This is a genomic window from Maribacter sp. MMG018, assembly GCF_018100785.1.
Lineage (GTDB): Bacteria > Bacteroidota > Bacteroidia > Flavobacteriales > Flavobacteriaceae > Maribacter.
In genome coordinates, this window is sequence record NZ_JAGJEC010000001.1 from 1,151,653 (window position 1) to 1,163,508 (window position 11,856).

Annotated in this window: 6 protein-coding genes; all 6 read left to right on the forward strand. The window is 38.6% G+C overall.

Annotated features, from left to right (window positions below; translation table 11 throughout):
* The first annotated feature begins 402 nt into the window (after window positions 1-402).
* Complete coding sequence (locus J8L85_RS05025; RefSeq protein ID WP_211015153.1) at window positions 403-1,059, forward strand: sigma-70 family RNA polymerase sigma factor; 657 nt, start codon at window positions 403-405, stop codon at window positions 1,057-1,059.
* Window positions 1,060-1,234: 175 nt separating this feature from the next.
* Window positions 1,235-2,446 (forward strand): FecR domain-containing protein, encoded by a 1,212-nt coding sequence (locus J8L85_RS05030; RefSeq protein ID WP_211015155.1) that lies wholly within the window; start codon window positions 1,235-1,237, stop codon window positions 2,444-2,446.
* Window positions 2,447-2,588: 142 nt separating this feature from the next.
* Window positions 2,589-5,921 (forward strand): SusC/RagA family TonB-linked outer membrane protein, encoded by a 3,333-nt coding sequence (locus J8L85_RS05035; protein WP_211015157.1) that lies wholly within the window; start codon window positions 2,589-2,591, stop codon window positions 5,919-5,921.
* A gap of 29 nt (window positions 5,922-5,950) precedes the next feature.
* The gene (locus J8L85_RS05040; protein WP_211015160.1) at window positions 5,951-7,636 is read left to right on the forward strand and encodes a RagB/SusD family nutrient uptake outer membrane protein; all 1,686 of its coding nucleotides are present in this window, start codon (window positions 5,951-5,953) and stop codon (window positions 7,634-7,636) included.
* A gap of 299 nt (window positions 7,637-7,935) precedes the next feature.
* A complete protein-coding gene (locus J8L85_RS05045; RefSeq protein ID WP_211015162.1) occupies window positions 7,936-11,259 on the forward strand; it encodes a VCBS repeat-containing protein in 3,324 nt (1,107 codons plus the stop codon).
* Window positions 11,256-11,855, forward strand: coding sequence for a hypothetical protein (locus tag J8L85_RS05050; protein WP_211015163.1), 600 nt, complete (start codon window positions 11,256-11,258; stop codon window positions 11,853-11,855). The genes J8L85_RS05045 and J8L85_RS05050 overlap by 4 nt, the downstream gene beginning before the upstream one ends.
* The last annotated feature ends 1 nt before the right edge of the window (window position 11,856 follow it).

Consider the following 11,856-nt stretch of genomic DNA (forward strand, 5'->3'; position numbering starts at 1 on the left):
CCGGCTAGTAAATTTGTGAAAAATAAGATTCAATAAATAAAACCGGAACGACTTGGTTATAAGTCTTTTGAGGCTTTTTGTAGAATAAGAACATGAATAATAGAGCATGGCCCATATTGTAATTATGGGTTTTTGTTTTTGTAGGCAATATCTTAAACCCTTATTTGTAATTAATGAATTAATCGAGGGGTCTGGCTTTAGGGAAGGATATATGCTTCATGTAATATGATCTTTTTTGGTGGAAACGGGGTGTATTCTATCAATAATGAAAGAAATGGTTTACATGTTTGCTAGGTATTGAAAAAATCATCTTATTTATTTCATATTATTGATTGTTTTATGATAAATAATGATATATTTATTGTTAAGGTAATGTTAATATGTAGTTTGTTAATTTTTTAGATGGCACAGTTTCCACATTATAGGACGGTTGATTTTAATGTTGAAAAGCATGTTAAAAGTGATGTGGATAATAGTCTAAGAACAAAAGAAATCTCCGATATTCAATTATGGGAAGAGTTTAAAATGGGCGATGAGCTGGCTCTTTCCAAAATATATAAGAACAATGCCGACAAACTATATGGTTATGGTCTAAAGTTGGTAGGCGGTAAGGAAGTTGTAAAGGACGCCATACAAGATTTGTTCGTAGAGTTATGGAATTCAAAAGAAAGGCTGGGCGAAGTAAGGTCCATCAAATCATATCTTTATAGTTCGATCAGAAGAAAACTTCTTGCCAAGGTCGTTAAGGAAAGAAAGTTGTACAGCTCCGAAGAAATGGCGGAAAGTATTTGCGGGCAGGTGCCTTCGGCGGAAATAAGCCTTATAGAAAAACAACGTTTTGAGGAGGACCGCCAAGAGTTGAGAAGGGCATTGGCCAAGCTTAACGACAAGCAACGGGAAATCATCCACCTAAAGTTCTATGCACACTTAAGTTATGATGAAATTTCGGAAATCATGTCCATGGACAGGAAAGCCATTTACAATCTAATGGCATATACCATCAAGTTCTTAAAAAATCATTTGTCCACATTTTTGGCCATCATGGTCGCTTGTTCATAATATTCGTTTTTATTTTTTATTTACACAAATATCTAACAATCATACTGTTAGAATGTTTTGATGTATTATTTTTCTCTTGGCTTAAAAAAAAGGAATCTTTTTTTAAGTAATCCTGCAAATAATGACTCTTAGTATATAGGAAGAAGTAATTCCAATTTGTGATTAATAGAGTAAAATGAAGTATATAAATTTTACAGTAGAGGATTTCGTCAATGATGAATATTTTCAAAGATGGGTATTCGAGGACGATTATATGGTGAACATGTTTTGGGAAAAATGGCTTTCTGAGCATGAGGAAAAGAGAGAGGATGTGGAAAAGGCGCTTAGACTTGTTCGTCTTATGGATTTTGATGATGATAAACTTTCCGAAGATGATTTTAACGGTATGTGGCAGAATATAGTGGAGAGAAAAACCGACGGGCAGCATAGAATTCATGTGCCGAAACGGTCTCAAAACAAAACTAAACATACCTTTTTAAAGGTAGCAGCAGTGTTTGTAGGATTATTGGCTACGGGGTTAGGTCTTTATTTAATAGGGTTTTTTGAACCCAAAGAAACTTTAGTTGTTGATGATCCATCTCAAATTACGCTTAAACTCGAAGATGGTACGTTGAAAGTATTGGATGAAGATTCTTCCAGAGCGTTGGCCAATGGAAAAGGAGAAATTGTAGTCAAACAGGAAAAAGGAGCCTTATTGTACGAGAAGGAGGAGGATAGTTCGCAAATCTTGAAGTATAACGAACTTATAGTTCCTTACGGTAAAAAATTCGAGATAAAACTATCGGATGGGTCATATGTTTATATGAATTCAGGGTCTAAATTAAGGTATCCCGTTAATTTTTTAAACGACATGCCCAGAAACGTATACCTTGATGGAGAGGCATATTTTTCTGTCGAAAAAGATGAGGACAGGCCTTTTACGGTAATAACCGATGAGATGAACACCCAGGTATACGGAACCGAGTTCAATGTATCAAGTTATAAGAACGAGGGTAATACATCTACAGTTCTGATTGAAGGTAGTGTGGGAGTTTATAAATCCAACAATCAGGAAGCTAGCAAGCCAATGACAATAGTACCGGGACAACGAGCAGTGTTCGAGAATGATGAAATAGCTGTAGACGTGGTAAATGTAGACAAGTACATAGCTTGGAAAGAAGGTCGGTTAATGTTCGAGGACGATCGCTTTGATCTGATTATTAAGGAGCTAGAAAGGCATTTTGATGTTGAGATAGAAAATAGGTATCCGAAAATTAGCAATAAGAAGTATACAGGTTCTTTTAACAGTCAAGAATCTTTAGACCATATACTTAAGATCTGTCAAGAACATACTCCGTTTATATATAAGGTAAATGGAGATAAGATAATTATAACCGAGAAAAAGTAAATAACCCTTGCCAACCAGCGAGAAACCAAAAACAACTGCCTATGAAACAAAGGTGAACGAATAATAAAATCGGAAAGTGCGCCAACACTTTCCGATAAAAAAATGATTTAAGTCGCAATTCAACCAAAATCAAATCAAAATTATGAAAAAACTAATTGACTCATTAGAAAAATGGGGTCGTATCTTTCCAAAAATTGGATTAAAAATGAAGTTTTCACTCTTGTTTATCCTGGTAGTAACTTTTCAGATAAAGGCGGGGTCAACATATTCTCAAGAAAGGATTACCCTTGATGTGAATAATGTTTCCTTGATCAAGGTTATCGAAGAGGTGGAATCGGTCTCCGAATTCAACTTTTTTTATAGCAAGAGTGACCTTAATTTAAATAGAAAGGTAAGTATCCACGCAAAAAAGGAGAAAATTGAGGACATTCTTAAAAAAATGTTCTCGGGCGATAATGTGTATTACAAGATTGTAGACACACATATTATTCTAAAAAGAAAGGAAAAGCCCCAAATTATAGACAAACAAGATGAATATAGAGACCTTGCAATACAGTTTTCCGTATCTGGAACTGTACTCGACGAAGACGGTGTTCCGTTACCTGGTGCAAGTATTGTCGAGAAAGGTACATCAAATGGGGTTCAAACTGATTTCGATGGTAATTACGCATTACAGGTGGCAGATCAGAATGCCGTTCTAGTAATATCCTATGTTGGCTTTTTAACCGTAGAGATGGCCGTAAACGGGAGCAATGTTGTAGATGTAGTATTAAAGGAAGATGCTGCCAAGTTAGACGAGGTGGTCGTTGTAGGGTACGGTACTCAGAAAAGAAAAGAGATTACTAGCTCTGTAGTAAGTGTTAAGGCAGAGGAGTTCAATAAAGGAAATGTTAGTGATCCAGTACAACTTTTGCAAGGTAAGGTAGCCGGCCTACAGGTAGGTCGTGCAGGCGGTAACCCCAACCAACCTTTTACCGTAAGGTTAAGAGGGGTGAATACGATTAGTGGAGATGCCTCCCCTCTTGTGGTTATAGATGGTATTTTAGGAGGAGCATTAGATGCTCTTGACCCTAACGATATTGCATCGATAGAAGTATTGAAAGATGCTTCGGCAGCAGCGATCTATGGGGCAAGGGCAAGTGCAGGTGTAATACTTGTTACTACCAAATCAGGTAAGGGAGCCGATCAAAAACCGGTTCTTCAATACAATACCCAGTTTTCATTCGAGGATATTTCAGAATCTCCAGAAATAGCTTCTGCAAGCGAGTATCTTTCTTTAGGAGGTCAAGACTTGGGTGCTGAAACCGTTTGGCTGGATGAAGTTACAAGAACAGGAGTTTCTCAAATTCATAATCTTTCCTATTCCGGAAGTTCATCGGGCGGTATGAACTACAGGGCTTCTGTGAACTATAGAGATGTAAAAGGTGTAATCGTAAATTCTGCCGAATTTCAACAATTGAACGCTAGATTGCGAATATCCCAAAAATTCTTTGACGATAACCTAAATATATTTGCCACGTTGGCCACGACTTCTAGAGGAGAATCTCAAGGATTTCAACATTCTTTGTCACAAGCAATATATTTTAACCCGACTGCTCCCGTATACAACCCCGACGGTACTTATTTTGAGACCCAAGATCAAGATCGTTACAATCCGGTAGCTATCAACGACCAAAATGTAAGGGATAGGGATCTGAACAGGCAGGTGATGAATATCGGTGCCGATTTAAAAATTGTAAAAGGACTCTCTTTTTCAGGAAGCTACACCTTGCAAAGGTCTACGGATTTAGTGGGCGAATATTCTAAAAGAGATGCTCTATGGGGAGGTGCCTTGGTCAATGGATGGGCCAGACGTGCCACTTCAGACAATAAGTACCAGCAGTTCGATGCTACTTTAAACTACAGTGGAGGAACAGGGGACCTTAGTTATAAGGTTATATTGGGCCAGTCGTGGAACAATGAAAACATTCAATCGGCGATTGCTTCGAATACCGATTTTATTACCGACGAATTTTCGTATAATAATTTAGCTGCCGGTCAGGGAATAAATAGAACCGGAGTGGTGTCGGCCGAATCTAATTCCGCACAACCTCAGAATTATGTAGGGTCTAGTCAACAAGAGTCTATATCCAATGCCTATTTTGTTAGAACGAACTTTAACTATAAAGATGCCGCATTTTTGTCTATGACCTATCGTAGAGAGGGCTCTTCACGATTTGGTACCAACAATAGATGGGGAGATTTTTGGGCGATCAGTGGTGGTGCCGATGTAGCTCGGATGTTCGATTTGCCCATAGATCAATTAAAGTTAAGGGCAGGATATGGGATAACAGGTACTTTGCCCAATACTTTTACTGGCTACCTAAGTACATTAAGGCTTTCGTCCGGTGGTTTTGCGAACGGTGAGTTTATTTCGGCGGTAACTGCTGCTACAGGTGCAAATCCTGATTTAAAATGGGAGGAAAAAGCAGAATTCAACTTAGGTGCAGATTTTGCCTTATTCGACCGTAGACTTTCAGGGTCGGTCGATTATTTTAAGAGAAACACCTCAGATTTGTTGAATGTTGTTAATGTACCATCTCCACCAAATGCTGTGAGCTCTCAACTTAGAAATGTAGGGGAGTTGGAAACAACAGGTATAGAGGTGCAATTGACTTATGAGGTTATAAAGAAAGAAAATTTTGATTGGACCGTAAATGCTAATCTATCCAACGCGAAGACAAAACTAATAGAATTTAATGCAGAATCTTCACAGACAATTTTAAGAAGTAGGGGGCTAGAGGGCGCCGTAGCTATAGGGAATGTTCAGCCCGTTCGTACAGAAGAGGGAGAAGAGATAGGGCAAATATATGCCCAGCCTTTTGTACGTTATGAAGCTAATGGTGATCCAATTGTTTTATTAAAAGATGGTACTGAAGCTGTTTTTGATGCTGCGGACTTTGAAGATGAGGCCGTAAATGTAGGTGATGCCCTACCTGATTTATTTGTAGGTCTTACCAACACTTTTAGATATAAAAATTTTGATTTGAATATATTTTTGAGGGGAACTTTTGGACATAGTTTGGTCAATGAATCAAGAGCTGCCTACGAAAATGTATCTGGTATCGCTATTAGAAATATCTTGGTTACCGAAGGTGAGTTTGATCAAAGTATCACGGTGCCTCATTACAGTACAAGATATGTGGAAGATGCATCTTTTGTGAAAATAGATAACCTTACTTTAGGGTATACCTTGCCAACCTTTAAGAACTCGCCATTTCAGAGTTTAAGGATTTTTGCTACTGGACAGAACTTGGCCACATTTACAGGATACAAAGGCGCCGATCCAGAAGTTAGGTATTTTGATCCTTCGAGCTCTGCAGAGGGCAGAAGAGGTAATAGTTTTAGTGGTGATCTACTGTTTCCCGGCATTGATAGGTATACCACTTTTCTACCCACACGAACCTTGACTCTAGGGTTGAATATTACATTTTAATTTATAGAACATAAAGAAATAATATAGCGATGAAAAAATTTAAGATAATATTGATTGCGATATTAGGGTTTTCCTGTATGCAGTCTTGTGAGCTAGAGCCTGAAGTTTACAGTGAGATAAGGCCAGAGAACTTTTTTGAGGATGATGAACAGTTAATTGCTTTTACATCTTCTGCCTATAGTTCGTTAAATGGATGGTTCGGCCAGTTTGTGCAAGAGCAAGGTATGATGACGGACGAAATGGCGAACCCTCTTAGGTCTAACGATGGTTGGGGAACCAATACCGATATTATGTCCCATAATTTTAGGGCTAACGATAATTGGGTCGGTGGTGTTTGGGGCATTGCTTTTTCCGGTGTTGCTACCTGCAATAGATTGATAGAGTTTTTAGAAGGATTGGATACCGATCAAAATACGGCAATTGCAGAATTACGTGCTTTAAGAGCTCTTTATCTATGGGCGGGCATGGATACTTATGGCAATATTCCTGTCGAATTACGTTTTGCGGAAGCCAACCCGACACCTTCACAAGTGTCTCCCGCCGAGGCCTTCGCTGTAATAGAAGAAGAATTGTTGGCGGCCATACCTGATCTTAACCCTAGTAAAGATCAAACTACATATGCCAAGATGAACCGTGCGGCAGGTAATATGTTACTGGCCACATTATATATTAATGCGGAAAGATATGGCGTTTCTGCAAAATGGGCAGAGGCCGCCGCCGCCGCACAAGAAGTTATCGATACTGGTGACTATTCTCTTGAATCAGGATATTTTTCCAATTTTATGATATCAAATGAAGGCTCTTCTGAGAATATCTTGGTAATCCCTTACGAGAGAAATCAAATAGATAACAGTATTGCACATGCTACTTTACACCAATCTTCGAGTCCTACTTTTGGCTTGGCATCACAACCATGGGGAGGTTATTCCGTACAAGGGGATTTTTATAATTCTTTTGACGAGAACGATAATAGAAGAGGTATGTTCATTACCGGTCAGCAATACACAAAGGATGCCGGCCCAATATGGGATGCTACGTTAGGGTTTCTCTACAGTAACCCAAAAGAGGAATATGAAATCACCGATTGTGGTGAAGACTATAATATTCTTACGAATGTTGAGAGGGCACATTGGGGTTTTCCAGAACTTGAAGATGGGCAAACGGCCGCAGACCTTTCTCCAGAAGAGTTGAAATTGGCGTGTGGTATTGTGATCATGCCGAATCCAGACCCTATTATGAGAGATGAATCTGGCAGGGCAGAAGATATGATATTGTACCGAGAAGGGGCAAGAATGGCAAAATATGAGTACGAAGTAGGTACAAATGTTGGAACAGGTTCCAATAATGATTTTCCCATTTTCAGATATGCAGAAACGATTTTGATTAGAGCGGAAGCCCTATGGCGTTTAGATAATGGTAGCGTAGAAGCTTTAAGTTTGGTCAATCAAATTAGGGATCGGGCAGGTCTGCCAACATTGGGGGCCTTGACCGAAGATGATCTTTATCAAGAGTATAGACATGAGTTGGCCTTAGAAGGTCGCGCACGTCCTATTATTATACGTTTTGGTCATTGGGAAGACGAATGGAACTGGAAATCGTCCGATCCTGCCGCACCAGGCGATACGTATGTTCCGGATGTTAAAAATAGATGGTACCCAATACCGGAAAATGAATTGAACTCTAATCCTGAATTGGTTCAAAATACAGGTTTTTAGTTTGTTGGCATATCAGTAGATATAACAACAGTATAAGTTTTGTTAGTTTGTTTTAGTTAGTAAAGACGAATAGGGGAATCCTTTTCGGGGATTCCTTTATTGTCTCTACAAGAATTAGATTAAAACGAGCCTCCATTTTATTGTGAACGGGTAATTGACAAGGGTGGCTATTATAAACCACCTATTGTTTCATATACCAAGAGGGCAACATAGGTTACAAAACCCATGTAACGAAGCCTATGTGTAGAATGCCGTCCTTTAGAAAAAGAAAAATTTAATATAAAATCTTCAATAAGCGTATGATGTCAAGATTCTTAAACATATCGTTATGCATAATTATGTGCAGTTCATGTGTTAAGAATGAATTGAAATTCAGTTTGTTGGATAATTCTAAAATAGGAATCGATTTTAAGAACACACTTACCTATACAGAAGATTTTAACGCCTATCTCTTTAAAAGCTTTTATAACGGAGCGGGCGTAGGCTTGGCAGATCTGACAAATGACGGTAACCTTGATCTGTTTTTGTGCGGTAATCAAACAGATAACAGATTGTACATAGGGGATGGTGATTTTAATTTTAAGGATGTGTCGGACCATGCTGGCATTCGAAGTTCGGGTTCATGGGCAACAGGTGTAAGCATTGTCGATATAAATGGGGATGGATGGAAAGATATTTATGTCTGTAAAAGCGGCCGTCTTGAAGATCCCAATAGACGCAATGAGCTTTTTATTAACCTGGGGTTAGATGGTAACGGATTACCCACATTTGTAGAATCTGCAAAAGAATATGGTATCGACGACCTGGGGTTTTCAATACATGCCGTTTTTTTCGATTATGATAGAGATGGCGACCTTGACATGTACCTTTCAAACAATTCCCACAACCCATCAGATGTAATAGTCGATAGTAAAAAAGGTATGCGAAACAAAAAAGATCCAGGTGGGGGAAATAAACTTTATAAGAATGAATCGGGATATTTTGTGGATGTAACCACAGATGCAGGAATATACAGTAGTGCCATTGGTTATGGCTTAGGGGTCGGTGTAGGTGATGTTGACCGTGATGGTTGGCCAGACATATATGTGGCCAATGATTTTTTTGAAAAAGATTATCTCTATATAAACCAAAGAGATGGCACTTTTAAGGAATCTATAGATACATTGACAAGTGAAATTAGTTTGGGGTCGATGGGGGTGGATATTTCAGATATGGACCACGATGGGTATCCAGAAATTTTTGTGACCGAAATGCTCCCCGATGACGAATCTAGACTAAAGACCAAGACCGTTTTTGATAATTGGGACAAATATGCCCTAAAAGTTAAAAATGGCTACCATCATCAATTTCCTAGAAATACCTTTCAATTAAATAACGGTAGGTCGTTCGATAGTAATAAAGTAAGTTTTAGCGAAATTTCAAGATATGCCGGGGTTCATGCCAGTGATTGGAGCTGGGGTGTTCAAATGGTCGATTTTGACAATGATGGAAATAAAGAAATTTTTATAACCAATGGAATTGGAAAAGATCTATTGGACCAAGATTATTTAGATTATTATGATAATCCCCAAAAACTAAGGGAAATTCTTAAAGAAAAAGGCCAGGTAATGAAGGAGCTGCTCGATAATATGCCTTCAGAACCTATTTCTAACCATTTGTACCAGCAAACCAGTTATATGGCCTATACGAATGTAGCTGAAGTTTTTGGGCTTGGTCAAGCTTCGTTTTCTAGTGGATCGGCATACGGCGATATTGATAATGATGGAGATTTGGATTTGGTGGTCAATAACATAAACAGCCAGCCCTTTGTCTACGAAAACAATCAGTTAAAAACGGAAAACCATTATGTAAGCCTTCTTTTAAAAAATAGAAATGGAGGTACGGCAATAGGTGCACAGGTGTCATTATGGTCAAATGGCAAGTTGTATTTTGAAGAGTTATACCCTATGAAAGGGTCCATGTCTACCGTAGATGACAGATTACATATTGGTTTGGGAGATCATAAGAAGATAGATACTTTAAAAATTATGTGGCCCGATGGGGATGTTCTTGTTCAAAAAAATATTTCGGCCGATCGGTCTTGGACCATTACGCAATCAGAAGACAGCGAAAGAAAGGTAAGAATAAATAAGACGCCGGAACCAAATGAAAGAATAGAAGCCGCCAAAGCCCTTAATTTGATGTTTGTTCACGAAGAAAACGAATTTATTGATTTTGACAAGGACAATATGTTGTTTCACATGCGCTCCAATGAAGGGCCCAAGATTGCCGTTGCCGATATTAATGGAGACGGGTTGGATGACTGCTATATTGGTGGTGCAAAGGGGCAAAATGGAGCTTTGTTCGTACAAGAAGCAGCTGTTTTCAAAAAAACCGATCAAGGTTTAATGACTGCCTATAAAGGAGCGGAAGATCAACATGCCGTTTTTGTGGACGTGGACAATGATGGAGATAATGATCTTTTGGTAGCTAGCGGGGGGTATGAGTTTTCTTCCGATGCGTTTGCACTTAGCGATCGATTATATCTTAATGATGGTACCGGTCATTTTGCGAAATCAAATCAGGTTTTGCCAACGGTAAGACCTACAGCTACTTCGGTTATTATATCGGCCGATTACGATGCCGATGGTGATCAAGATCTTTTCTTTGGAAGCCGTTTTATTCCGGGTATGTACGGCATACCGGCATCTAGCTATCTCTTGGAAAATGATGGTACCGGTCATTTTACCAATGTAACCGATAGCAAGGCTCCGACTTTAACGGACATTGGAATGGTAACCGATGCTGTGTGGACCGATGTGGATCGCGATGGAGATTCTGATCTTATAGTTGTTGGGGAATGGATGGCGATAAAACTATTAATCAATAATGAGGGTATTATGGAAGAACGGTCCTCGAATAATGGTTTCTTGGGGTCAAATGGTTTTTGGAACACCATTGAAGCTGCTGATTTAGATAATGATGGAGACCAAGACCTGATTGTGGGAAACATGGGCGAGAATACGATTTTTAAGGCTTCAGAAGACAGGCCCGTCGAAATGTTCGTAAACGATTTTGACAAAAATGGAAGTATAGAACAGATAATCACAACCTATACGGGAGAAAAAGCGCATCCTGTTATTTTAAAGAAAGAGATAACCAAACAATTGCCTTATTTACTTAAAAAGTACCTGAAGCATAATGCGTACAAAGAAGAGACCATTGCGGATATTTTTACAAAAAATGAATTGAAAAATTCTATTCAATATCAGGTGTATGAAACAGGTACATGTGTTTTTTGGAACGATGATGGTAACTATAGAAAAGAAAAAATGCCTTTTCGAGCCCAATTGGCGCCCACATATGCCATACATGTTTCCGATTTGGACAATGATGGTGATATGGATCTTGTAATGGGGGGTAATCAGTTTAAGGCAAAGCCACAAACGGGTATGTATGCAGCTACACAGGGCGTTACATTACAAAATAATGGGAATGGAAAATTTACGGCGCTTACCCCGAAAGGGGGTAAACTCGAAATTGCCGGTCAGGTAAGGGATTTTAACAGCTTGTCCGTTAATGGAGAAAAATATTTGCTCGTAGCAAGAAACAACGATTCAATTAAAGTGATACCGCTAAGATGAAAATACGGAAACAAATAATACTCGTTTTGGCCATATATGGTCTGGTGTCCCTATCTGGATGCAAAGATAGAAATGAAAACAGGTATGCAGATGCAATGCTCGACAGTCAACGGATAATGGAAGAAGAACTAAGAAAAGAAGAGCAAGTAGACAGTATTTTCTATGGTATTCATTTTAAGATGACACAAGGGCAGTTTCATGAACACTGTAATGAAATGCACAAAAAAGGCATTTTTAACGGAAATAGCAATTATGAGATTTTCATAAAAATTAATGAAGGTTATAAGAAACCGGTGAACTTGGTTTTTTCGCCAGTTTTTAAAGAACCTTTTGTAAAGAAATTGAAGGTTAGGTTCAGTTATGCCGATGTGAGTGTTTTTGATAAGACTTATGCATCCGATATACTTATTACAGAGGTTGTCAGAGAAATGAAAAAGTGGTATGCAGGTAATGACTTTGTAAAAATTCCGGCCAAGTACCCTTATGAAAGACCGTCCTATATTAAGATAGACGGTAACCGGAAAATTACATTGACGGAAAGTGATTCATATAGAGAGGTGATCGGAGTTTATGAAGATTTAAAACCCTTGTACTAAT

Excerpts from the sequence above, each read along its gene's own strand:
- J8L85_RS05025 (WP_211015153.1), top strand. The coding sequence starts at position 403 with ATGGCACAGTTTCCACATTATAGGACGGTTGATTTTAATGTTGAAAAG.
- J8L85_RS05030 (WP_211015155.1), top strand. The coding sequence starts at position 1,235 with ATGAAGTATATAAATTTTACAGTAGAGGATTTCGTCAATGATGAATAT.
- J8L85_RS05035 (WP_211015157.1), top strand. The coding sequence starts at position 2,589 with ATGAAAAAACTAATTGACTCATTAGAAAAATGGGGTCGTATCTTTCCA.
- J8L85_RS05040 (WP_211015160.1), top strand. The coding sequence starts at position 5,951 with ATGAAAAAATTTAAGATAATATTGATTGCGATATTAGGGTTTTCCTGT.
- J8L85_RS05045 (WP_211015162.1), top strand. The coding sequence starts at position 7,936 with ATGATGTCAAGATTCTTAAACATATCGTTATGCATAATTATGTGCAGT.
- J8L85_RS05050 (WP_211015163.1), top strand. The coding sequence starts at position 11,256 with ATGAAAATACGGAAACAAATAATACTCGTTTTGGCCATATATGGTCTG.